The sequence below is a fragment of the Comamonas thiooxydans genome, from assembly GCF_000964545.1.
GTDB lineage: Bacteria > Pseudomonadota > Gammaproteobacteria > Burkholderiales > Burkholderiaceae_C > Comamonas > Comamonas thiooxydans.
This window is the reverse complement of record NZ_BBVD01000004.1, coordinates 358,712-380,403: the sequence shown is the minus strand read 5'-3', so window position 1 is coordinate 380,403 and position 21,692 is coordinate 358,712. Positions and strand designations below refer to the sequence as shown.

Annotated in this window: 21 protein-coding genes; 8 read left to right on the top strand and 13 right to left on the bottom strand. The window is 65.4% G+C overall.

All coding sequences use genetic code 11. The features are described from left to right. Positions 1-9 precede the first annotated feature (9 nt). The 7 genes from Cth01_RS06935 to Cth01_RS06905 are packed head-to-tail and all read right to left on the bottom strand — an operon-like array spanning position 10 to position 7,686. Entirely contained in the window at positions 10-600 is a 591-nt protein-coding gene (locus Cth01_RS06935) for an alkylhydroperoxidase domain protein (RefSeq protein WP_034377340.1), read from the bottom strand. Then, positions 597-1,292 (bottom strand): CMD domain protein, encoded by a 696-nt coding sequence (locus tag Cth01_RS06930; RefSeq protein WP_034377339.1) that lies wholly within the window; start codon positions 1,290-1,292, stop codon positions 597-599. The genes Cth01_RS06935 and Cth01_RS06930 overlap by 4 nt, the downstream gene beginning before the upstream one ends. Next, on the bottom strand, positions 1,289-2,407 hold the full coding sequence (locus tag Cth01_RS06925; protein WP_034377338.1) for a putative FMN-dependent luciferase-like monooxygenase: 1,119 nt from the start codon (positions 2,405-2,407) through the stop codon (positions 1,289-1,291). The genes Cth01_RS06930 and Cth01_RS06925 overlap by 4 nt, the downstream gene beginning before the upstream one ends. Continuing rightward, complete coding sequence (locus Cth01_RS06920) at positions 2,388-4,073, bottom strand: dipeptide ABC transporter ATP-binding protein (protein WP_045838817.1); 1,686 nt, start codon at positions 4,071-4,073, stop codon at positions 2,388-2,390. The genes Cth01_RS06925 and Cth01_RS06920 overlap by 20 nt, the downstream gene beginning before the upstream one ends. Then, positions 4,070-5,002 carry an ABC transporter permease gene (locus Cth01_RS06915; RefSeq protein ID WP_045838816.1) on the bottom strand — a complete coding sequence of 311 codons (933 nt, stop codon included), beginning with the start codon at positions 5,000-5,002 and terminating at the stop codon, positions 4,070-4,072. Before Cth01_RS06915 ends, Cth01_RS06920 begins: the two co-directional genes overlap by 4 nt. Continuing rightward, complete coding sequence (locus Cth01_RS06910) at positions 4,999-5,946, bottom strand: ABC transporter permease (protein WP_003050560.1); 948 nt, start codon at positions 5,944-5,946, stop codon at positions 4,999-5,001. Before Cth01_RS06910 ends, Cth01_RS06915 begins: the two co-directional genes overlap by 4 nt. Before the next feature lie 27 nt (positions 5,947-5,973). Further along, entirely contained in the window at positions 5,974-7,686 is a 1,713-nt protein-coding gene (locus tag Cth01_RS06905; RefSeq protein ID WP_174447035.1) for a TIGR04028 family ABC transporter substrate-binding protein, read from the bottom strand. Between the two features lie 254 nt (positions 7,687-7,940). Between Cth01_RS06905 and Cth01_RS06900 the strand changes: the two genes are divergently transcribed. The 3 genes from Cth01_RS06900 (at position 7,941) to Cth01_RS06890 (ending at position 10,706) form a co-directional block, all read left to right on the top strand. Next, positions 7,941-8,492 (top strand): OsmC family protein, encoded by a 552-nt coding sequence (locus Cth01_RS06900; protein WP_034377335.1) that lies wholly within the window; start codon positions 7,941-7,943, stop codon positions 8,490-8,492. A 23-nt stretch (positions 8,493-8,515) separates the two neighbouring features. Beyond that, complete coding sequence (locus Cth01_RS06895; RefSeq protein ID WP_034377333.1) at positions 8,516-9,337, top strand: VOC family protein; 822 nt, start codon at positions 8,516-8,518, stop codon at positions 9,335-9,337. A gap of 118 nt (positions 9,338-9,455) precedes the next feature. Beyond that, entirely contained in the window at positions 9,456-10,706 is a 1,251-nt protein-coding gene (locus Cth01_RS06890; RefSeq protein WP_034377419.1) for an Hsp70 family protein, read from the top strand. 84 nt (positions 10,707-10,790) lie between these two features. Here the strand turns inward: Cth01_RS06890 and rsmI are convergent, their stop codons facing one another. Then, a complete protein-coding gene (gene rsmI / locus Cth01_RS06885) occupies positions 10,791-11,714 on the bottom strand; it encodes a 16S rRNA (cytidine(1402)-2'-O)-methyltransferase (protein ID WP_034377332.1) in 924 nt (307 codons plus the stop codon). Between rsmI and Cth01_RS06880 the strand changes: the two genes are divergently transcribed. From Cth01_RS06880 to Cth01_RS06870, 3 genes are all read left to right on the top strand, one after another. Then, positions 11,714-12,115, top strand: a complete 402-nt coding sequence (locus tag Cth01_RS06880; RefSeq protein WP_003068453.1) for a YraN family protein — start codon at positions 11,714-11,716, stop codon at positions 12,113-12,115. The genes rsmI and Cth01_RS06880 overlap by 1 nt on opposite strands. Before the next feature lie 89 nt (positions 12,116-12,204). Continuing rightward, complete coding sequence (locus Cth01_RS06875; RefSeq protein WP_003068456.1) at positions 12,205-12,813, top strand: SIS domain-containing protein; 609 nt, start codon at positions 12,205-12,207, stop codon at positions 12,811-12,813. Continuing rightward, on the top strand, positions 12,810-13,463 hold the full coding sequence (locus Cth01_RS06870) for a BON domain-containing protein (protein ID WP_003068458.1): 654 nt from the start codon (positions 12,810-12,812) through the stop codon (positions 13,461-13,463). Before Cth01_RS06875 ends, Cth01_RS06870 begins: the two co-directional genes overlap by 4 nt. Positions 13,464-13,523: 60 nt before the next feature. On the opposite strand, the gene Cth01_RS06865 is transcribed toward Cth01_RS06870, so the two are convergent. From Cth01_RS06865 to Cth01_RS06855, 3 genes are all read right to left on the bottom strand, one after another. Beyond that, positions 13,524-14,435: an NAD(P)-dependent oxidoreductase gene (locus Cth01_RS06865; protein WP_034354990.1), complete on the bottom strand. Its 912-nt coding sequence runs from the start codon at positions 14,433-14,435 to the stop codon at positions 13,524-13,526. A 144-nt stretch (positions 14,436-14,579) separates the two neighbouring features. Continuing rightward, entirely contained in the window at positions 14,580-15,716 is a 1,137-nt protein-coding gene (locus Cth01_RS06860; RefSeq protein ID WP_003068462.1) for a PilT/PilU family type 4a pilus ATPase, read from the bottom strand. A gap of 124 nt (positions 15,717-15,840) precedes the next feature. Beyond that, on the bottom strand, positions 15,841-16,884 hold the full coding sequence (locus Cth01_RS06855) for a type IV pilus twitching motility protein PilT (protein WP_003068464.1): 1,044 nt from the start codon (positions 16,882-16,884) through the stop codon (positions 15,841-15,843). A gap of 37 nt (positions 16,885-16,921) precedes the next feature. Between Cth01_RS06855 and Cth01_RS06850 the strand changes: the two genes are divergently transcribed. Next, entirely contained in the window at positions 16,922-17,644 is a 723-nt protein-coding gene (locus tag Cth01_RS06850) for a YggS family pyridoxal phosphate-dependent enzyme (RefSeq protein WP_034377331.1), read from the top strand. Positions 17,645-17,811: 167 nt separating this feature from the next. On the opposite strand, the gene Cth01_RS06845 is transcribed toward Cth01_RS06850, so the two are convergent. Continuing rightward, complete coding sequence (locus tag Cth01_RS06845; RefSeq protein WP_034395820.1) at positions 17,812-19,059, bottom strand: branched-chain amino acid ABC transporter substrate-binding protein; 1,248 nt, start codon at positions 19,057-19,059, stop codon at positions 17,812-17,814. A 46-nt stretch (positions 19,060-19,105) separates the two neighbouring features. Further along, positions 19,106-19,876 (bottom strand): TetR/AcrR family transcriptional regulator, encoded by a 771-nt coding sequence (locus Cth01_RS06840; protein ID WP_045838815.1) that lies wholly within the window; start codon positions 19,874-19,876, stop codon positions 19,106-19,108. A 164-nt stretch (positions 19,877-20,040) separates the two neighbouring features. On the opposite strand from Cth01_RS06840, the gene Cth01_RS06835 reads away from it, so the two are divergent. Next, positions 20,041-21,639: an AMP-binding protein gene (locus tag Cth01_RS06835; protein ID WP_045838814.1), complete on the top strand. Its 1,599-nt coding sequence runs from the start codon at positions 20,041-20,043 to the stop codon at positions 21,637-21,639. Positions 21,640-21,692: the final 53 nt, after the last annotated feature.

Here is a 21,692-nt window from a genome sequence, read left to right as displayed (position 1 = left end):
GCTGCGCTGTCAGCTGCTCGTGCGCAGGGGCTCGCCCAGCGACAGCATGAGCCGGTTGGCCCAGTTGAAGAAGGCCGTGCCGTGAAGCGCATCGGAGATGGCTGCATCGTCGAGACCGGCGGCGCGCAGCGCATCGATATGACTGGACTCCAGTGCGGGCGGCGTCTGCGTCAAGGCCACGGCGGCGGCAACGATGGCATTCCAGCGCGGGCCCAGGTCGGTGCCCGGACCTTCATCGAGCAGGCGCTGCACATCGGCGGCGCGGTGCGAGAAATGCGTGGCAAAGCGCGCATGTACCGAAGCGCAGTAGATGCAGCCGTTGGTGCGTGAGGTTGCAGCTGCTGCCAGTTCGCGCTCGGCGCGCGGCAGGCCGGCGTCGGGGTTGTAGAAGATGTCCTTGTCGGTACGAGTGCGTGCTCCCAGCGTGTCGGGGTCGCGCGCCAGCAGCCGGAAATAGGGTGAACGCGCGCGCGCTGCGTCCACCAGGCCCGCATGGTGGCGCTCGTTCAGCTCGCTCTCCTGCAGCGGAGCTATCCATGGCTGCCAGTCGAGCTGTTCCTGGGTGAAGACCTGAGGGGAGGTGTTGTGCGTGGTGGTCATGGCTGGGCTTGCAGGGCGAGGGTGGACGATGCCGTGGTGACTGCTGCTCGTGCGCCAAGCACGCGCAGCCCCGCCACGAGGCGGATCTGGAAGGACAGAAAAGAGGCGAGCTGAGACAGGATGACGATATCGGTCTCGCTCCAGCCGGCCTGCTGCAGCACCAGCAAGGCCTGGGCACTCGCATCGCGTGGGTGGTAGGCCAGCAGATGGGCATGGGCCAGCGCGGCGCTCATGCGCGGGCCCAGCAAAGCCGCATGGGCCGGGTCCACGGCGTAGCTGGGGCCGCTCTGGTCCTCGCGGCTCAAGGGGCCGGCCGGATAGATCCCGTAGGGGCCGTGCGGACCGCTGCCGGGCTGCAGGCTGGCAGCGCGCCCGCGCACCACTTCCGAGCTCACGGCACCGGCCAGATCGGCATCTTCGGCCGCCAGGGCGCGTGTGTAGAAGGCCGTGCTGCGGGGCTCGCCATGCAGGCCTGCCGTGAAGGCGGCCAGCGTCAGGCGCTCGCGCAGCGAGACGGTTCCTGAGATGGGCTCTGCGGGGGTGAATAGGGCGGCAAAACTCTGCTGGGCCTGGGTGCGCGCCTCGCTGCGATGGCGGCGCACCTGATCCAGCGTGCTGCCGGCAGCGATATCGGCGAGATGGTCGATTACATCTTCGGGAAAGCGGGTCTGTGCGGTGTTGCTCATGGTCATGCAGCTTGAAGCAGTTCGGTCCGGACTAGGGGGTGGGAAGCGCCGGTGGGGGCCTCGTTGCGGCGCCAGCCCAGAGCTGGTGCCACGACGGCTGCCGTTAGCTCGATGGAGCGCAGAATGGCCTGGTGCGGCGGGTCGATGGAGTGAACCTGGAACACGATGTCGGTGGCTTGCGTCAGCGCCGTGTCGGCGCGCAGCGAGGCGATCACCTCCTCGGGTGTTCCCACATGCACGTCGTAGGCTTCAATGAGCTGCTGCAGCGGCGCCTGCGGATCGACGCGCGTTGCCCATTGCGTGGACGCGGATGAAGCCAGGGCCGCATGACGCTGGGCCGTGCGGCGCAGACCAGCCTCGGCCCATTGCAGTGCCGGGGCGCGCTGGTCGGAAACCAGCAGGGTGCGCGAAGCCAGGATGCGCGGTGCGCGTCCTGCGGGCAGGGCCGCGAGATAGGCTTCGATGATGGGGTTCTGTATCTCGGACAGCGTGGCGCGGGGGCGGCCTTCGGGTCGGGGCTGTGTGCGCGAGAGCATCAAGCCGTCCCCGTTGGCACCGGCGCGTGCACCGCCCTCGACCGAGAACGTGGCCTGCCAGACGCGTTCCAGCAGCTGCGGGGCTGCGGGGTACAGGCGCACGCCGCCTGCCAGCTCGCGCCCGGCCCAGGCATCCCTCAGCACGGCGAAATTGCGCGCAAAGACTGCGCCGCGCTCGCTGCCTGTGACGCCGAAGGCCTCGAAGGACTCCGCCGTGCCGCCTGTGCCCAGGCCCACCTCGAGGCGGCCGTTCGAGAGCAGGTCCAGCACGGCCGCATCCTCGGCCACGCGCAGCGCGTTTTCCAGCGGCAGCGTGACCACGCCCGTTCCCAGGCGGATGCGCCGCGTGCGGGCTGCCACATGCGAGAGAAAGACAAAGGGTGAGGGCAGGCCGCCCTCGCTTTCGTGGAAATGATGCTGGGCGATCCAGGCCGAGTCGAAGCCCTGGGCTTCGGCATGGGCGATCTGCTCGGTGACCAGGCGGTAGCGTTCGCCGGCCGGTACCTCATCGAGCAGGCGGCTGAAGAAGCCCAGGCGCGGGGTCGGGCGCGCGCGAGCAAGAGTGTCAGGCGGGGTGGGGGACAAAATCAATGCTCCTTTTGCCGGGAATGGCGTCCATGAGTTCGCGCGTGTAGTCGCTGGTGGGGCGCAGGAACACGTCCTCGACGCTGCCCACGTCCACCACCTTGCCTGCGCGCAGCACCGACACCGTGTCGGCGATCTGGCGCACCACGGCAAGGTCGTGCGAGATGAAGAGATAGCTCAGACCCAGGTCCTGCTGCAGCTGCGCGAGCAGGGCGAGGATCTGGGCCTGCACGGTCACGTCCAGGGCCGAGACGGCCTCGTCCAGCACCACCACCTCCGGTTGCAGCACCAGGGCGCGTGCAATCGCCACGCGCTGGCGCTGGCCGCCCGAGAGCGCATGCGGGCGCCGTTCGAGCACGGCGGCCGGCAGGCCCACGCGCTCGAGCATGTCAAGCACGTGCTGGCGGCGCTCTTGGTGCGGCAGCGGCTCGAAGTTGAGCAGCGGCTCCTCGATGATGTCGAAGACACGCTGGCGCGGGTCCAGCGAGCTGAACGGGTTCTGGTAGACCAGCTGAACCTTGCGCCGCAGCTGGCGCAGGGCCTCGCCGCGCAGGCCCGTGAGTTCGGCGCCGGCGATGCGGATGCGACCCGATGTAGGGCGTGCCAGGCCCACGATGTCGCGTATGGTCGTGGTCTTGCCCGAGCCCGATTCGCCGACGATGGCATGCGTGGAGCCTCGGCGCAGGCGCAGCGACACGCCGTCCACGGCGCGGAAAATGCCGCGCCCCTGGCTGGGGGCATGGAAGTCGTGAACCAGGTCCTCGACCTCGATGGCCCAGTCCTCGGTGGCAACCGCCGTCTCAGGCGGTGTGCGACGGGGGGCGGGCGTGAGCGAAGGTGCGTCCGACAGCAAGCGGCGTGTATAGGCGCTTTGCGGATGGCGCAGAAGCTCCAGTGTCGGGCCTTGTTCCTGGATGCGACCGCCCTGCATGACGATGAGGCGATGCGCGCGGTCGGCCGCCACGCCCAGGTCGTGGGTGACCAGCAGCACGGCGGTGCCGGTTTCGCGGCGCAGTTCGTCGATCAGATCCAGGATGCGCCGCTGTACCGTGACATCCAGCGCGCTGGTGGGCTCGTCGGCGATGATCAGCGCAGGCCGCAGCGCGATGGCGATGGCGATCAGCACGCGCTGGCGCATGCCGCCCGACAGCTCGTGCGGATACTGGCGCGCCCGCAGGGCGGGCTGGGACAGGCCCACGCGGGTCAGCAGGTCGATCACGCGCGCCTCGATGGCAGAGCGGTCGCGCAAGCCGTGAATGCGCAGGATTTCGCCGACCTGGTCGCCCACGGTGCGCACGGGGTTGAGCGAGGTGGTCGGATCCTGGGGCACCAGGCTGATCACGCGGCCGCGAATGCTGTTCCAGCGCGCAGCACTCCAGTCCGAGACCTCGGTGCCTTGCAGCCGGATGCTGCCTTGCTCGCGGCGCCCGTTGTCGGCGAGCAGCCCGATCACGGCCTGGGCCGTGGTGGTCTTGCCAGAGCCCGATTCACCGACCAGGGCCACGACCTCGCCGGGGGCCACGGAAAACGACAGGCCGTGGACTACGCGCTGTTCCCGGCCGCTGTGGTCGCGGTAGGCTATGACAAGGTCCTGGACCTCAAGCAGCGGTGGTGTGGTGGCGGCAGGGGTGGCCGTGGCGGGGCGGTCTTGCAGCAGGGTGCTCATGCCGGCCTCCGCGCGAAGGAGGCGCCGATGCGGTTGGCGGCCAGAACCACGGCCACCACGACCAGGCCCGGCGCCGTGGTCAGCCACCAGGCGGTGGCGATGTAGTTGCGCCCTTCGGCGATCAGCAGGCCCCATTCGGGCGTGGGCGGCGGTGCGCCGTAGCCCAGAAAGCCCAGTGTGGAAATCGACAGGATGGCCGAGCCGAACTGCAGCGCGGCCAGGGCCACCACCGAGGTCAGCGAATTGGGCAGCACATGGCGCCACAGCACGGCCGCAAAGCGTCCGCCGCTGCCGAAGGCCGCCTCCACATAGTCCGAGCGGCGCACGCGTACCACCTCGGAGCGCACCAGGCGCGCGAAGCCGGCCACGGATGCCACCCCCACGGCGATGGCTGCATTGATGGTGCCAAAGCCCAGCAAGATGATGATGGTCAGCGACAGCAGCAGCGAGGGCGCGGCCAGAAGCACGTCGACGAGGCGCATCAGCGCGTCATCGACGCGGCCGCCCGCTGCACCGGCCAGCAGGCCGATCAGCGTGCCCGCCACCAGGCCCACGGCCACGGCCAGGAAAGCGCCCGACAAGGAGTGCACCGAGCCATGCACTACGCGGGCCCAGAGATCACGCCCCAGCGCATCCGTGCCAAGCCAGTGCGCGAGGCCGGGCTCCAGCAGTTGCTGGCCGGCCTGGCCGACGACGGGGTTCTGATGGGCAAACCAGCCCGGAACCAGGGCCCACAGCGCAGCCGTGGCAATCACCAGCCAGGCCAGGGCCAGCGTGGGCGGCAGGCGCCTGAGCCTTTGCAGATCGATCAGGACGGGGCGCAGGCTTTTTGCGGCCGGTGCCGGCGGGGGCGCCAGCCTGGGCGCTGCGGTCGAGGCGACGCCGGATGCCAGTTGCTTGGGAATGGCGGTCGAGACGGCGGTGTTCATGCCCGGTTCTCCACAGAATGACGCAAACGAGGATCGAGCAGCGGGTAGAGCAGGTCCACGGCGAGGTTGATGAGCACGAAGGCGGCGGCCGAGACCACGACCACGGCCTGGAGCACGGCCGTGTCCTGGTTGCCCACGGCCTGCTGGGTCAGCGTGCCCAGGCCGTTGAGGCCGAACACGGCCTCGGTGACCACGGCGCCGGCCAGCAGCTCGCCGAACAGCACGCCGGCAATCGTCAAGGTGGGCAGCAAGGCATTGCGCGCCACATGGTGCAGCAGTACCCAGGCGCGAGAAGCGCCCTTGGCGCGCGCCACGGCCACGAAGGGCTGGGCCAGCACGGTATCGATATTGCGCAGCAGGATCTGGGCCAGTGGCGCCGAAATGGGGACGGCCAGCGTGAGAGTGGGAAGGACCAGGCCTTCCCAGGGGCCGGGATTGATGACGGGAATCCATCCCAGACGGAAGGACAGGACCTGGATCAGCATGATGCCCAGCCAGAAAACGGGCACGGAGACGAAGACCGAGGGCAGGGCTTGCAAGGCATTGCGCAGCCAGGCCAGCGGCGCGAGGCTGGCCGCGGCCGCCAGAGCGATGGCCAGCAGCGCCGCCGTGGAAAAGCCCAGGGCCGCCAGGCGCAGCGTGGGCGGCAGACTGGTGGCCAGGCCCTGGCTCACGGGCACGCCGGCCTGCAGCGAGTAGCCGAAATGGCCCGTGAGGAACTGAGCCAGCGTGTGCAGGTATTGCTGCCAGACGGGCTGGTCGGCGCCATAGGCGGCGCGGATGTCGGCGATCTCCTGCGGGCCCAGGCCCAGCTCGGGGTTCAGGAACTTGATCAGTACGGCATCGCCCGGCAGCAGCTGCAGCAGGATGAAAGAGGCCGTGAAAGCCGCCCACAGCACCAGGGCGGCCTGTGCGATGCGGCCAAGCAGATAGCGGCGTGGCATGGATGCGCTTCCTTGATCGGTGCGCACTCAGCGCTTGGCCAGCCAGGTGCTGTAGAAGCTGGGGCGGCCCACGGCCTCGAAGCTCACCTCACGCACCCAGGTCGCACCCGCGAAGGCCTGTGGCTCCTCGAAGATCGGGATCACATAGGCCTGATCGATCAGATAGTTCTGCACCTCGCCGGTCAGCGCGAGACGCCGGTTGGCATCGGTCTCGGCCGCGATGGCATCGAACAGGCGGTTGAGCTTGCCGTCCTCGAAGGACTTGACCTTCTGGCTCACACCGCCTTTTTGCAGCAGCACATTGCGGTTGCTCGGATAGTAATTGCTCTTGATCACGTCGGGATCGGCGCGGCCCACCATGCCCGGCAGCACGCCGGTCTTGTCGGGGTCCAGTGTGTCCACCGTGCGGCTGCCCGAGTCTCCGGCCAGCACATTGAGCTTGATGCCCAGCCTGGCCCATTGCTGGGCCACGAGCTGCAGGGTTTCCTTGTTCTGTGGCTGGGGCAGGGATTCGTAGGTCGAGAGCACGAAGTCCTGGCCGTTCTTCTGGCGCAGGCCGTTGGCGCCCAGGCTCCAGCCGGCCTCGTCGAGCAATTGCTTTGCCCTGGCCTCGTCAAAGACCAGCTTGGCCGACAGGTCCACATAGCCGGCTGCCGTGGAGGCGATCACCGAACGTGCCTGCGGGTAGCGCGGCGAGAAGAGGGTTTCGACGATCTCCTTGGTATTGGTGCCATGCAACAGGGCCTGGCGCACCTTGAGGTCGGCCACCAGGGCGTTGTCGGGACGGATGGCGATGCTGTTGTTCACGCCGCGCGTGGACGGCGCGTAGATGCTGAACTTCTGTTGCTCCACGCGCTTTTCGTCATAGGCCTGGACCTGGCGGATGAAGCCGGCCTGGCCGGCCAGCAGTGCGCCTATGCGCACGCTGTCCTCGGGTGTGACGATGAACTTGACTTCATCCAGGCGTGCGCGGCCCTGGTGGGCCAGCCTGGCGGGGCCCCAGCTGTAGTCCTTGCGCGCCTTGAGCACCAGTTCCTTGCCCAGGGTCTCGCTGGCCACCACGAAGGGGCCCGAACCTATGATGCGCGTGGCATCGCCAAGCTCCTCGAACGGACGATCCAGCGTGGCCGGCGAGACCAGGCCCGAGCCGATCACCGAAGTGCCCTGGAGAAAGCCCGGCGAGGGCTTTTTGAAGAAGAATTTCACGGTCAGCGGATCGACGACTTCGCTGCGTTCGTAATTGTTGATGACCTCGGAAACCGGCTGCTTGAGCGCCTTGTTGCCCAGACCGTAGGTATCGAAGTTGCGCGCCACGGCGGCCGCGTCCAGCGGCGATCCGTCCGAGAAGCTCACGCCGGAGCGCAGCTTGAAGCTGTACTCGGTGGCATCGGCGTTCACGGTCCAGGATTCGGCGATCCAGGGCTGGATCTCCAGCGTCTCGGGGTCCTGGTAGGTCAGCTTGTCCGTGATCTGGTTGAGCACGCCGCCGTTGGGATAAAAGCCGCCGGCAGGCGGATAGAGATTGGTGTGTGCCTGCTGTTCGAGGTAGACCAGGGTGCCGCCCTGGACCGGTTCCGCCGAGGCGCCGGCCTGGGCCGTGCCGGATTGTCTGGAGCAGCCGGCCAGCAGCATGCTGCCCGTCAGTACCGCCACTGCGGCCCATAGGGCGCGGCGTCGGGCCGGCTTGTTCACCGGCTGTTTTATCGATGGATCCGTCTGCGAAGGGAAAAACACGTTCATACCTCGTCGCCACATGGCGTTGAAAACTCTGGTTCCGGACGCATCGCCGCAGCGACCGGCCGGATTCATGGTTCTCATGCTATCGACACCAAATATTCGTGTTCATATATTGAGTAGCATCGTTATGCGAAAAGCAACTAAGCGGTGAGGGGCCGCATATTTGCAAAGCGCATAAGCGCAGACGAATTCCTTTGTTGGCCCGGCGCGCCGCTCTCACAACAATGACCTGGCATTCCTCTATCGAAAGCCCGCTCATGAGCCATCTCAACGAATATCTTTCCGAAAAACGCGCGGCCGTGCTGGCACGCAGCGCCGCCATCGAGGCGGGTACGGCCCAGGCCGCCAGACTCAAGGCCAGCGTGCGTGCCGAGGGGCGCAGCGGCGTGCGCCGTCTGCGCATCCGCGAACACCAGGTCATCAGCGACAGCCCGCCCGACTTCGCGGGCTACAACCTCGGCCCGAGCTCGCCCGAGCTGCAACTGGGCGTGCTGGGCACCTGCGTGACCCATATCTTTCTGATCCAGGCGGCCGAGCGCCAGGTGCCGCTGGAGAGCCTCGAAGTCGAGGTCACGGGCGTCATAGACCCGCGCGGCGGCAAGCCCGGCCATGAGGCGACGCCGATCTGGCCGCACGATATCGGCTATACCGTGCATATCGATTCGCCAGCCAGCCGCGCCGAGATCGATGCGCTGTTCGAGGCCGTGGAGAGAACCTGCCCCATCCTCAACCTGCTGCGCCACCCCCAGTCCATCCGCGCCGAGGTACGCCATACCGACTCCAGCGCGCCCGAGCGCCTGGCGGCCTGAAAACCTTTTGGAAAGACTTTTGCATGAGCCTGCCACTCGACCATATCGTCATCGCGGTCCGGGACCTGGAGCACACGATTGCCGACTACCAGTCCCTGGGTTTCAACGTGCTGCGCGGCGGCGAGCACCCGGGCCGCTCCACGCACAATGCCTTGGTGGTCTTTGCCGACGGCGCCTATTTCGAACTCATTGCCTGGCGTGCGCCAGCGCCCGAGGAGCGCTGGTGGCAGCAGCTGCAGCAGCACGGCGAGGGGCTGGTCGACTTCGCGCTGCTGCCCTCCGAGACCGGCGCCGTGGTGGCGGCGGCCCAGGCGCGCGGCCTGGACTATGAAGCGCCTTATGAGGGCGGACGTCTGCGTCCCGATGGAGAGCAGCTGCGCTGGCGCAATGCACGCGCCCACAGCCAGGATCTGCCGTTTCTGTGCGGCGACCTGACGCCGCGTGCCTTGCGCGTGCCCGAAGGCCAGGCCCGGGTGCATCCCAATGGCGTGACCGGCGTGGCGCGCCTGGAAGTAGCGGTGAAGGACCTGCAGGCCAGCCTGGCGCGCTGGCGGGCATTGCTCGGCGAAGGCGTGGATGTCAGCGCGCTGCGGGTCTCGGCCGACGGCAGCACGCAGCAGCTATCGCTGGGTCTGGGCACCACGGAGCTGGTGCTGGCCGCACCCGTACAGGCTGCAGGCCTCCTGGCCCAAAGACTGGCCACTCGCGGCGAAGGACCTTATGCGGTCGTGCTGTCGGTGCCGCAGCAGGCGGTAGCAGGGGGACTGGACGAAGTTGCCACCCACGGGGTGCGCATTGAACTGACACTGCATTCCGGCAGCGAGCTGGAAACCGCCGCCGCCTAGGCCCAATAACAGGGGCGCTAGAATAGCGCCCCCGCTGACACCCATGCCCACTTCGGTGGGCGTTTTCGTTGCGGCCGCGTCAGCCTTTGCGGGCCGGCGCGGTGCAGCGCCGCCTTTCATGACCACAGCTCTCACGCCTGCCACTCTGGGCATCGATTTCGGAACCTCCAACTCTGCTGCTGCCTATCGTCTGCCTGGCAAGACCGCAACTTTGCTGCCTCTGGAAGGGGCTGCCACCGGCATGCCCACGGCGCTGTTCTTCAATACCGAAGAGCACAGCACGCATTTCGGCCGCGATGCCATGCAGCAGTATCTGGCGGGCGAGGAAGGGCGCCTGATGCGCTCGCTCAAGAGCCTGCTGGGCAGCAGCCTGTTGCTGGAAAAGACCGCGGTGCACGAGCAGCTCGTCAGCTACCAGGACATCATCGCGATCTTTCTCAAGCGTGTGGCCGATCAGGCACGCCAGGCGCTGGACGGGCGTCTGCCCGAGCGTGTGGTGCTGGGGCGTCCCGTGCATTTTGTCGACGAACACCCGGAGCGAGACCGTCAGGCTCAGGATGCCCTGGCCGCTGCGGCGCGCGCCGCTGGCCTGGGCGAAGTCAGCTTTCAGCTGGAGCCGATTGCGGCGGCGCTGGATTACGAGCAGCGCCTGAGCGAGGAGCAACTGGTGCTGGTGGTCGATATCGGCGGTGGCACCTCGGACTTCACGGTGGTGCGTCTGGGCCCGCAACAGGCCGGGCATGCCGACCGCACCCAGGACATTCTGGCCACCACCGGCGTGCATATCGGAGGCACGGATTTCGACCATCGCCTCAATGTGGCCCAGGTCATGCCGTTGCTGGGCTACAAGCACATCGGCCCCAGCGGGCGCGAGGTGCCCAGCAGCGTGTTCTTCGATCTCTCCACCTGGCATCTGATCCAGTGGCTATACACGGCCAAGGCTCTGGCTGCGGCGCGCGGCCTCAAGAGCAATTACAGCGATCAGCAGTTGCACCAGCGCCTGATGAAGGTGCTGGATTGGCGCGAAGGCCATAGGCTGGCCGATGCGGTGGAGCAGGCCAAGATTGCGGCTTCGCAAAGCCATGCGGCCTCGGCCATTGCTCTGGACTGGCTGGAGCAAGACCTGCCAGCGGCCATCTCCCCGGAGGTTCTGCAGGAGCAGTTGCAGGCCTTGCTGCTGCAGGTCGTCGAATGTGCGCAGGACTGTGTGCGCCAGGCCGGCGTGGCAGCGCCAGACGCCATCTATCTCACCGGCGGCTCGTCGGCCCTGCGTACCCTGCGCGATGCGCTGCGCGTCGCTTTCCCCGATGTGCCGCAGGTCGAAGGCGACCTGTTTGGTGGCGTGGCAACCGGTCTGGCCTACGCTTGAGTCGCAACCAGGCTTCCCCAAAAGGGGGCTGCGGGGCAGCCCTTGCCAGGCGTCTCTGGTTTGTACCGCGCCCGGTTGACGTACTTATTCCTCTTCGGCGGCCCGCTTGAGTTCCAGCGCCCGGTCGTAGAGCGTGTTGCGGCTGGCCCCAGTGATTTCTGCGGCCAGCTTCACGGCCGTCTTGGTCGGCAACTCGGCCAGCAGCAGCTTGAGCACACGCTCGGCCTCGCCCGATTCCTGCTGCACTGCCACGGGGTGCAGCACGATGGCGAACTCGCCCTTGATGCGCTGCGGCGAGGCCTGCAGCCAGGCTGCCAGCTCGTGGGCCGGCATGCTGGCGATGTCTTCAAACTGCTTGGTGATCTCGCGCGCCAGCGTGACGCGACGCTCGCCCAGCAGGGCCAGAGCCTGGGCCAGCTCGATGATGCGGTGCGGTGCTTCCAGCAGCACGGTGCAACGCGGCTGGTCGGCCAGCTTCTGCACGGCGGCCAGTCGTTCGGCATTCTTGGTGGGCAGGAAGCCGGCAAACACAAAACCGCTTTCGCCCTGTGCCGGAGTGACGGCGCCGGCCACGCTGATGGCCGATGTCACGCTGCTGGCGCCGGGCAGCGGAATGCTGCGCAGACCCGCGGTCTGCAGCGCCGCGCACAGGCGCGCGCCCGGGTCGCTGACGCCGGGAGTGCCGGCATCGCTGACATAGGCGATGCGCTGGCCTTGCTGCAGGCGCTCGATCACCTGCTGGGCGGCTTCTGCCTCGTTGTGCTGGTGCACGGCCAGCAACTGGTTGCCGGGGCGGTCCAGCCCGTAGCTGCGCAGCAGGCCCTGGGTGTGGCGCGTGTCTTCGCAGGCGATGCAGTCCACGATCTGCAGTACATGCAGCGAGCGCAGGCTGATATCGGCCAGATTGCCAATCGGCGTCGCCACCACATACAGGGCTCCCTGCGGATAATGCTGGGAAGCGGCCGCGTCATGTGCGGCAGTCAGTGCAGAGGCGAAAGAGGTAGTCAATGGATTTCCTTGGAAAGCGGCCCAAGCCGGCGCAAAGCACAACCGCACGCGGGCAACAGGCCGAGGATGCCGCGTTGGCGCATTTGCAGACGCGGGGCCTGAAGCTTGTCGAGCGCAATTATCGGACGCCGGGCCGTGGTGGCGGCGAAATCGATTTGATCCTGCGTGACCGCGACGGGTCTTTGGTGTTCGTCGAAGTCCGCAGTCGCAACACCGAGCGCTTCGGCGGTGCCGGCGGCAGCATCGGCCGCCTCAAGCAGCAGCGCATCGTGCTGGCCGCCAGATACTATCTGATGCGGCTTGCGGCAGCGCCGCCATGCCGCTTTGATGTAGTGCTGGTCGATAGCGCCGGGAACCAGATGCGCCTCGAATGGCTCCAAGCGGCATTCGAGGCGCTTTAGCCGTCGCGTCATAGTTGTGCGCAACACTGATGCGCAAATAACGGTTTGCTACCAAAGAGATAACAGGTGGCGGGTATCATCGGGCCTCCATGCTAGAGCAACGAATTCAACAGCATTTCATCGACAGTGCCGACCTGAAGTACCAGGCCGCCCAGGCGCTGAGCCAACCTATTGCTTCCGCCGTACAGGCCATGCTGGCCTGTGTGACGGGCGGCGGCAAGGTGCTGGCCTGCGGTACGGGCGTTTCGGCCAGCGATGCCCAGTTATTTGCCTCCCTGTGCGTGACAGGGTTCGAGCGCGATCGTCCCGAGCTGGCGGCCGTGGCCCTGACTTCCGATGGCGGCCTGCTGGGCAGCGTGGGAGCCACGGGCTCGGGCGGCAATGCCAGCCAGTATCTGGCGCGTCAGGTGCGGGCGCTGGGGCAGCCCGGCGATCTGCTGCTGCTCATGTCGGTGACCGGCAACGACACGGCTGTGCTGGAGGCTCTTGAAGCCGCCCACGAGCGCGACATGATGGCTGTGGTGCTGACAGGCCGCACTGGCGGCAATCTGGCCACCGCCGTGCGCGAGACCGATGTACTGATCTGCGTGCCCCACGACCGTGCGGCGCGCGTGCGCGAAACCCATACCTTGATCCTGCACTGTCTGGCCGATGGTGTGGACTCTCAACTGCTTGGTGACCAGGAGATGCCTTTATGAAGTTGAAGTGGACCCGTGTTGCATGTGCGGCCCTGACTGTTGCCGCTCTGGGCGGTGCCTTGAGCGGTTGCGTGGCTCTGGTGGGCGGCGGTGCTGCCGTGGCGGGCATGTCGGCAGTGGACAGGCGTACCACCGGCACACAGGTTGAGGACCAGGGCATAGAGCTGCGCGCCGGCAATCGCATCAGCGAGGTGATGGGCGACAAGGCTCGGGTCAGCGCCACCAGCTACAACCGTGTGGTGTTGCTGACCGGCCAGGCAGGCAATGCGACGGACAAGGCGACCATCGAGAAGCTGGTGCGCGAACAATCCACCGTGCGTCAGGTCTATAACGAGATCGAGGTCGCGCCTTTCACGGCCACTCTGGGTCAGCGCTCCCAGGATTCTCTGATCACGACCAAGGTCAAGGCCAGTCTGGTCAACGCCAAGGACATTTCATCCTCGGCCATCAAGGTCGTGACCGAGAACAACGTGGTCTATCTGATGGGCATAGTTACGCCGCGTGAATCCAAGCGGGCTGCCGAGATCGCTCGTGGCGTCAACGATGTGAGCAAGGTTGTGCGCCTGTTTGAGGTCATCTCCGAAGATGAGCTGGCTGCAGCAACATCCAAGGCCGCCCCTGTGGTCGAGGATCGCTCCAGCATGAACTGAGGTGAGCGACGGTCACAAAAAAGCCGGACTCGAGTCCGGCTTTTTTCATGGCGCAGCGGCTCAGCGCAGGCGCTGGATCAGGCTGGAGGTATCCCAGCGATTGCCACCCATGGCCTGTACATCGGCATAGAACTGGTCCACCAGCGCGGTGACGGGCAGGCGTGCGCCATTGCGCTGGGCCTCGGCCAGCACCAGCCCCAGATCCTTGCGCATCCAGTCCACGGCAAAGCCGAAGTCGAACTTTCCCACGGCCATGGTCTTGCCGCGATTGTCCATTTGCCAGCTCTGGGCGGCTCCCTTGCCGATCACATCGAGGACTTTCTCAACGTCCAGGTCGGCACGAAGGCCAAAGGCAATGGCTTCGGACAGGCCCTGCACCACACTGGCCACGCAGATCTGATTGACCATCTTGGTCAGCTGACCGTTGCCGCAGGCGCCCATATAGGTGAAGGCGCGCGAGAAGGCATCGGCCACCGGGGCCACCTGGTCGAACACATCCTGATCGCCGCCGCACATGACGGTGAGCTGGCCGTTGACCGCCCCGGCCTGACCGCCCGATACAGGGGCATCGATAAAGTGCAGGCCGCGTTTGCGTGCTTCTGCATACAACTCGCGTGCCACCTGGGCCGAGGCCGTGGTGTGATCGACAAAGATGGCGCCAGGCTCCATGCCTGCAAAGGCGCCGTCGTCGCCCAGCACAATGGAGCGCAGGTCGTCGTCGTTGCCCACGCAGGAGAAGACCATGCGTGCGCCCTTGACGGCTTCGCGAGGCGTGGCCGCATGGCTGCCGCCGGGGAATTCCTCGGTCCAGGCTTCGGCCTTGGCAGCCGTGCGGTTGTAGACCGTGACCTGATGGCCAGCCGCAGCCAGGTGCCCGGCCATGGGATAGCCCATGACACCCAGGCCCAGAAAGGCCACGGGAGTGGAAGCGCAAGCAGCGTAGCTGCGGGAGGCGATGGTGGCTGTGCTCATGAAATCCTCTAAGACTTGGTGCGAAACAGTTCGATCATGGTAGCGCCGGAGTGCATGGCCGTGGCTGACAGCAGGGGCCTGGACGGCCCGCCACGCAGCAAAACCCGCGCTCCTCCTGTGGGAAGAGATGCCAGCGCCTTGGGCTTAGACGATGGTCAGATGCTCGGTGCCGGCCGCCAGGTCCAGAGTCCGGGCACGCTGGCTGTTGAGCTTGATCTGCAGACGCAGGTCGTTGACCGAGTCTGCATTGCGCAGCGCGTCTTCATAGGTGATGAGATTGGACTCGAACAGGTCGAACAGCGCCTGGTCAAAGGTCTGCATGCCGATGTTGCGGCTTTTCTTCATGATCTCCTTGATCTCGACGACTTCGCCCTTGAAGATCAGGTCGGCGATCAGCGGCGAGTTGAGCATCACCTCGATGGCGGCGACACGGCCCTTGCTGTCCTGCTTGGGGATCAGTCGCTGGGAAATGATGGCCCGCAGATTCAGCGACACGTCCATCAGCAGTTGCGGACGGCGCTCTTCGGGGAAGAAGTTGACGATACGGTCCAGCGCCTGGTTGGCACTGTTGGCGTGCAGCGTGGCAAGACACAGGTGCCCGGTTTCAGAGAACGCAATCGCGTGCTCCATGGTTTCGCGGTCACGGATTTCGCCCATCAGAATCACATCGGGCGCCTGGCGCAGCGTGTTCTTGAGCGCGGCTTCCCAGCTTTCAGTGTCCAGTCCCACCTCGCGTTGCGTGACCACGCAGTTCTTGTGCGGATGCACGAACTCCACGGGATCTTCCACGGTGATGATGTGGCCGAAGGAGTTTTCATTGCGCCAGTCCACCATGGCGGCCAGCGTGGTGGACTTGCCCGAGCCTGTCGCGCCGACCAGGATGCACAGGCCACGCTTGGTCATGGTCACTTCCTTGAGCACCTGCGGCACGCCCAGGCCGTCAATCGTGGGCAGGGTGCTGGGAATGGTACGCAGCACCATGCCGACCTTGCCCTGCTGCATGAAGGCGTTGACACGGAAGCGCCCCACACCGGCAGGCGAGATGGCGAAGTTGCACTCCTTGGTGTGTTCGAAGTCTGCCACCTGCCTGTCGTTCATGATGGAACGTGCCAGGGCCAGCGTATGCAACTGGTTCAGCGGCTGGGGCGAGACCTTGGTGACTTTGCCGTCAATCTTGATGGCGGGCGGAAACTCTGCAGTGATGAACAGGTCGCTGCCGTTGCGGCTGACCATGAGCTTGAGCAGATCGTTGATGAATTTACTGGCCTGATCGCGTTCCATGATCGTTCCTTGAGGCAGCGTCAAAATTGGCAGAGCCCAAGTGAGAGACGCCGAGCAAGAGCCGCCTCGCGGCGAGGGCGTCGTCCCCCTGGGGGGAAGCGGCAAAGCCGCTCAGGGGGAGGCATCATCCAGGAAAATTCTCGGGAATCTTCGCCTTGCTGCGCGCTTCGGCAGGACTGATGAGGTTGCGGCGCACCAGATCGGTCAGGTTCTGGTCCAGAGTCTGCATGCCCATGTTCTGGCTGGTCTGAATGGTGGAGTACATCTGTGCCACCTTGGCTTCTCGGATCAGGTTTCGGATGGCGGGCGTGCCCAGCATGATCTCGTGTGCGGCCACACGGCCCTGGCCGTCCTTGGTCTTGCACAGCGTCTGCGAGATCACGGCCTGCAGCGACTCGGACAGCATGGCGCGCACCATTTCCTTTTCCTCGGCCGGGAAGACGTCGATGATACGGTCGATGGTCTTGGCGGCCGACGAGGTGTGCAGCGTGCCGAACACCAGGTGACCGGTTTCGGCCGCCGTCATGGCCAGACGGATGGTTTCCAGGTCCCGCATTTCGCCGACCAGGATCGCGTCCGGGTCTTCACGCAGCGCGGACTTCAGCGCTGCCGCAAACGACAGCGTCATGGGGCCGACTTCGCGCTGATTGATCAGGCATTTCTTGGACTCGTGCACGAATTCGATGGGGTCTTCCACCGTCAGGATGTGGCCGTACTCGGTCTCGTTGAGATAGTTGACCATGGCGGCCAGCGTGGTGGACTTGCCCGAGCCCGTGGGGCCGGTCACCAGCACCAGACCGCGCGGCTTCAGGGCCAGGTCGGCGAAGATCTTGGGGGCGTTGAGTTGCTCCAGTGTCAGGATCTTGCTGGGAATGGTACGGAACACGGCCGCCGCGCCGCGGTTCTGGTTGAAGGCATTGACACGAAACCGGGCCAGGCCTTCAATCTCGAACGAAAAGTCCACTTCCAGAAACTCTTCGTACTGCTTGCGCTGGGCATCGCTCATGATGTCGTAGACCATGGCGTGCACGGTCTTGTGGTCCAGCGGATCGATGTTGATGCGGCGCACATCGCCGTGGACGCGAATCATGGGGGGCAGGCCTGCCGACAAATGCAAGTCCGAAGCCTTGTTCTTGACACTGAATGCCAGCAATTGCGTGATATCCACGGAGATCCCTCTCTGGTTTGATACTCTGGCGCCAATTATGACGACGATTGAAAACAATCTGGGGCAGATTCATGCCCGCATGGCAGCCGCTTGCGCCAGTGCAAGCCGGCCCGTGACATCGGTGCAACTGCTGGCCGTTTCCAAGACCTTTGGCGCGGATGTGGTGCGCGAGGCGGTGCTGGCCGGCCAGCGCAGCTTTGGCGAGAACTATATCCAGGAGGCCGTGGAGAAAATTGCCGCGGTGCGCGCCATGCAGCTGGCGGGCGGCGAGGCGCTGCAGTGGCATTGCATAGGCCCCATTCAGAGCAACAAGACGCGGCTGGTGGCCGAGAATTTCGACTGGGCCCAGACCGTGGACCGGCTCAAGATCGCCGAGCGTCTTTCGGCCCAGCGTCCGCAAGGCATGGCACGGCTCAATGTCTGCATCCAGGTCAATGTGGATGGCGGCGCCACCAAGTCCGGCGTCATGGCCGAGCAAGCACTGGAGCTGGCCCAAGCCATGGTGAAACTGCCCAATCTGCAGCTGCGCGGCATCATGAGCATTCCTGACGATGCTCCTGATTTCGAGGTGCAATGCGCAGTCCACAAAAAGGCCAAAGCCGTTTTTGAGTCCATCAAGGCCAGTGGTCTCGCGGGGCTGGAGCATTTCGACACGCTGTCCATGGGCATGACCGGCGATCTGGAAGCCGCCGTGGCAGCAGGCAGCACCATGGTGCGCGTGGGCAGCGGAGTGTTTGGGAAGCGGAGCTACACCCCCTGAGCGGCTGCGCGCCTAGGCGGCCCCGCCTTCCCCTCTCTCTACGCGCTGCGCGCTAGGGGAGGGGGACGACACCCTCGGTGCGGGGCGGCCCTTCCTTGGTGTCTCTGCGTTGGTCCGCGCTGGTATCAGACCGCTTAGGCCATGCCATACCGCACAGGAGATTGTGCTCAAGGTCGCTTCATCTGGCACTCCGTGGGTAGATCAAGCTGCTGGGCGGAATAGACGGCATCGGTTCTGAAGCCGTAGTTCGTGCCTTCCCAGCCGGTCTTGACCAGCTTGCCGTCCACGGGGGCGATGGTGTTGACGACCTGGGGCAGCAGCAACTGGTGGTCCTTGCCGCGCATCTTGACGGGGCCGAAGACGGTGTCCATGGACATGTCCTCCATGGCCTTGGCAATTTTCACTGGCTCGGTGGACTGGGCCTTGGTCATGGCAGCGGCCAGCATACGCGGCACAAGATCCATGCGCGGGGCCAGAAAGTCCTGGTTCATCCTGGCCTTGTACTCCCTGGCCCGGGCATCGGCCTGAGCACGGTCGGCCATGCCGGGATGCCATTCCGCGACCCAGGTCACCTGGCCTATCTTTGCCTGGGAAATCGAGGTCACGGTGCCCGGAAAGCCGCCAGCGCTATGGTTGAAATAGCGCAGGTTGTAGCCCGAGTCACCGGCCGACTTGAGCAGCAGGGCCAGATCCTGGCCCCAGTTGCCGGTGATGACCGAATCGGTGCCGACTTCCTTGATCTTGGCCACATAGGGTGCAAAGTCCTTGATGCGGCCCATGGGGTGCAGGGTCTCGCCGACAAACTGGATATCCGGGCTTGCCTTGCCGACCATGCTGCGCCCGAAGCTGGCCCATTGCTTGCCATGGGCGTAGTCCTGGTTGAGCAGAAAGACTTTGCGGATCTCGGGCTGGGTCTTGATGTAGTTGGCAATGGCCTGCATGCGCATGGCAGTGTTGGCATCGAACATGAAATGCCAGAAGCTGCAGGACTTGCCGGTCAGCTCGGGATCGATGGAGCTGTGGTTGAGTATCAGCACCTCCTTGCCCGGGTTGCGCTGGTTGTAGCGCGATGCCGCCTGCACCAGCGCCGTGACCACCGATGAGCCCGAGCCCCCCGTCACCACCACGCGTGCGCCCTGATCAATGGCGGCCTGCAGCGCGCTCTGGCTCTCCTGGGCCGAGAGCTTGCTGTCGAACTGCAGCAGCTGGAACTTGGCGCCGTTGTAGAGGCCGCCCTTGGCATTCACGTCATCGACAGCGTAGAGCACATGGTTGCGCATGACTTCACCCACATTGGCAAACGGGCCGGAGAGCGGGTCGATGAACGCGATCTTGAACGGCTCTGCCGTCTGGGCGGATACGGTGCCGGCACACAGGCTGGCAGCCAGCGCAAGGACTGAGAAGCGAACTGACATGGTTTTGTCTCCAGGAGTTGGAATGGCGCCTTGGCCTTCGAGGCTCTCAGCTGGCGCTGTTGGTGGTGGATGAAGCGCTCTTGCGGCGCCTGGGGGGCGAAGGGTTCTGCGCTGCTGGCGCCGGTGCGGCTCTGGCCGCGCGTTTGCGCGCAGGGGTCGCAGCAGTGCGCAGGCCCAGTACGCGTGAGGCCAGATCGGTGAGCTCGACCACCATCTCGGCCGGGCCCAGCTTGCCGTCAGGCTGATACCAGTTGTAGAGAAAGCCGGGCAGACTGCAGGCCGCCTGGGCTGTAATGCGGGTGTCGCGGAAATCGAAATGCCCGCTGGCGCGGCCTTCGTCGAGCAGGGCGCAGAACTGCTTGTAGAACTGCTGGGCCACATTGCGCGATGCCTTGAGATAGGCGGGGCTGAAGGCCTGTGGCTCGCGGTAGGGGAAGAAGCCCGCCGGGTAGTGCGCAATGGTGGCGGCAATCAGACGCTGCAGGCCGTCAATGGCTTTTTCATGCGCGGGGCGCGGGTCGTCGGCTGCAAAGTCCAGCACCGTGAAGCAGGCCTCGGTCGGTGCCCAGCACAGGGTTTCGAAGATCTCCTGCTTGTTGCGGAAGTAGTAGTAGACAAAGGGCTTGGTCACGCCCAGCGCCTGCACGATCTGCTCGATGGTGGTGTTGGCATAGCCATAGCGGTCGAACAGGGCTTCGGCGGCCTTGAGAATGCGCTCGCGCTTCTCGTCGGAGCCGGCAGTGGGCAGGCGCTGGCGGCCGCGCGGCGCCACGGGCGCAGCCGGCTTTTTTTCGGTCTTTCTGGACGTGGCGGGCATGAGGGTTTGCGTGTGTCGCATTCGTTATACCAATGGGTAGCATTGTTCTACCGGCAGGTATACATTGACAAGACGCCGAGCAGCAGATTGCCCTAAGGCAATCCCTGAGAAAGCTCGCAAGTGGCGCAGCTGCCCGGTCTACACGAGACACCCAGGAGACAACCATGGCCGAGTCCGAAATCCTCATTCCCCTGCATGAGGCCTTGCGCCGCAATGCGCGCCAGCATCCCGAGCGCGATGCCTATATCTGGTACGGACAGCACATCAGCTGGCGCCAGGTGGATGAGGCCAGCGATGCCGTGGCCGCCCATCTGCAGCAACTGGGCGTGAAGCCGGGCGAACCCGTCGCCCTGTTCATGAACAACTGCCCGCAGTACATCGTTGCCCACTACGCGGTGCAGAAGATCGGCGCCATAGTCTGCCCCTGCGGGCCGCTGAACAAGGAGCATGAACTCGAATATCAGCTCAATGATCTGCAGGCCAGGGTCATCATTGCGGCCGATGTGCTGCTGTCCGTGGTCGACAAGGTGCGCGGAAGCACCGCGCTGCAGCATGTGCTGGCCGTGCGCTACGGCGACTGGCTGCCCGCCAGAGCCACGCTGCCCCTGCCTGCCGAACTGCAGGCCCCCGTGCAGCCGCTGCCCGGCAATGTGACGTCGTTCTGGGATCTCATGCACAGCGGCGCCAGGCCTTCACATGTCGAGGTGGACATGGACGAGGTGGCGCTGATGACCTATACCTCGGGCACCACGGGCCTGCCCAAGGGCGCCATGCTGAGCTTCGGCGCGGCCGCATACAAGACGGCCGGCGCGTCCCGGGTGACCGGGGTCAGCGCCGAGGACGTATTGCTGGCCGTGGCACCGCTCTATCACATCGCGGGCATGTCCATGGGGGTGAACATGCCCGTGCATTCGGGGGCGCCCTGCGTGCTGCTGCATCGCTTCGATCCACTGGCCGTGGCGCAGGCGCTGGAGCGCTATCGCGTCAGCTGGTGGTACAGCATCGCGCCCATGAATGTGGCGCTGATGCAGGTGCCCGGCGTGGAGAAGATGGACTTCAGCGCGCTGCGCCGCAACACCGTCACCAGCTTCGGCATCACCTATACCGAGGAACTGGCGAAGCAATGGCGCAGGTTCGCACCCAATGCCATCTCCAGCGAGGCGGCCTACGGCCTGTCAGAAACCCACACCATGGATACCTTTATGCCCGGCGATGCCATACGCTGGGGCACCCATGGCAAGCCCGCGCCGGGCAACGAAATCCGGGTGATAGATCCGGAGACCGGCGCGCCGCTGGCCGCAGGCGAGGTGGGCGAGATCATCATTCGCGGCCCGGGCAACTTCAAGGGCTACTGGAACAAGCCCGAGGCCACGGCCAAGACGCTCAAGAACGGCTGGGTGCATACCGGCGACATGGGCAGGTTCGATGCCGACGGCTATCTGACCTTCATCGGCCGCTTCAAGGAAATGATCAAGGTTTCGGGCTACAGCGTGTTCCCCGAGGAGGTGGAGACGATTCTGATCAAGCATCCGGCCATCGCCCAGGCGGCCGTGATCGGTGTTGCCGACGCTCAGAAAGGCGAGGTCGTGCGCGCCTTCATCGTGCGCAAGCCCGGGCAGAGCCTGGAGGCGGACGGGCTGCTGACCTGGAGCAAGGAAAACATGGCCAGCTACAAGGCGCCGCGCGAGGTGCGCTTCATCGATGCGCTACCGGCCACGGGCGCAGGAAAGGTGCTGCGCCGTTTGCTGCGAGATATCCCCTGATTTTTTGCATCAAAAGTGATTGTGATCATTGATTGGTGAGCGCTAAAAGCTAT

Excerpts from the sequence above, each read along its gene's own strand:
- Cth01_RS06935 (WP_034377340.1), bottom strand. The coding sequence starts at position 600 with ATGACCACCACGCACAACACCTCCCCTCAGGTCTTCACCCAGGAACAG.
- Cth01_RS06930 (WP_034377339.1), bottom strand. The coding sequence starts at position 1,292 with ATGACCATGAGCAACACCGCACAGACCCGCTTTCCCGAAGATGTAATC.
- Cth01_RS06920 (WP_045838817.1), bottom strand. The coding sequence starts at position 4,073 with ATGAGCACCCTGCTGCAAGACCGCCCCGCCACGGCCACCCCTGCCGCC.
- Cth01_RS06915 (WP_045838816.1), bottom strand. The coding sequence starts at position 5,002 with ATGAACACCGCCGTCTCGACCGCCATTCCCAAGCAACTGGCATCCGGC.
- Cth01_RS06910 (WP_003050560.1), bottom strand. The coding sequence starts at position 5,946 with ATGCCACGCCGCTATCTGCTTGGCCGCATCGCACAGGCCGCCCTGGTG.
- Cth01_RS06905 (WP_174447035.1), bottom strand. The coding sequence starts at position 7,686 with ATGAACGTGTTTTTCCCTTCGCAGACGGATCCATCGATAAAACAGCCG.
- Cth01_RS06900 (WP_034377335.1), top strand. The coding sequence starts at position 7,941 with ATGAGCCATCTCAACGAATATCTTTCCGAAAAACGCGCGGCCGTGCTG.
- Cth01_RS06895 (WP_034377333.1), top strand. The coding sequence starts at position 8,516 with ATGAGCCTGCCACTCGACCATATCGTCATCGCGGTCCGGGACCTGGAG.
- Cth01_RS06890 (WP_034377419.1), top strand. The coding sequence starts at position 9,456 with ATGACCACAGCTCTCACGCCTGCCACTCTGGGCATCGATTTCGGAACC.
- Cth01_RS06880 (WP_003068453.1), top strand. The coding sequence starts at position 11,714 with ATGGATTTCCTTGGAAAGCGGCCCAAGCCGGCGCAAAGCACAACCGCA.
- Cth01_RS06875 (WP_003068456.1), top strand. The coding sequence starts at position 12,205 with ATGCTAGAGCAACGAATTCAACAGCATTTCATCGACAGTGCCGACCTG.
- Cth01_RS06870 (WP_003068458.1), top strand. The coding sequence starts at position 12,810 with ATGAAGTTGAAGTGGACCCGTGTTGCATGTGCGGCCCTGACTGTTGCC.
- Cth01_RS06865 (WP_034354990.1), bottom strand. The coding sequence starts at position 14,435 with ATGAGCACAGCCACCATCGCCTCCCGCAGCTACGCTGCTTGCGCTTCC.
- Cth01_RS06860 (WP_003068462.1), bottom strand. The coding sequence starts at position 15,716 with ATGGAACGCGATCAGGCCAGTAAATTCATCAACGATCTGCTCAAGCTC.
- Cth01_RS06850 (WP_034377331.1), top strand. The coding sequence starts at position 16,922 with ATGACGACGATTGAAAACAATCTGGGGCAGATTCATGCCCGCATGGCA.
- Cth01_RS06845 (WP_034395820.1), bottom strand. The coding sequence starts at position 19,059 with ATGTCAGTTCGCTTCTCAGTCCTTGCGCTGGCTGCCAGCCTGTGTGCC.
- Cth01_RS06840 (WP_045838815.1), bottom strand. The coding sequence starts at position 19,876 with ATGCCCGCCACGTCCAGAAAGACCGAAAAAAAGCCGGCTGCGCCCGTG.
- Cth01_RS06835 (WP_045838814.1), top strand. The coding sequence starts at position 20,041 with ATGGCCGAGTCCGAAATCCTCATTCCCCTGCATGAGGCCTTGCGCCGC.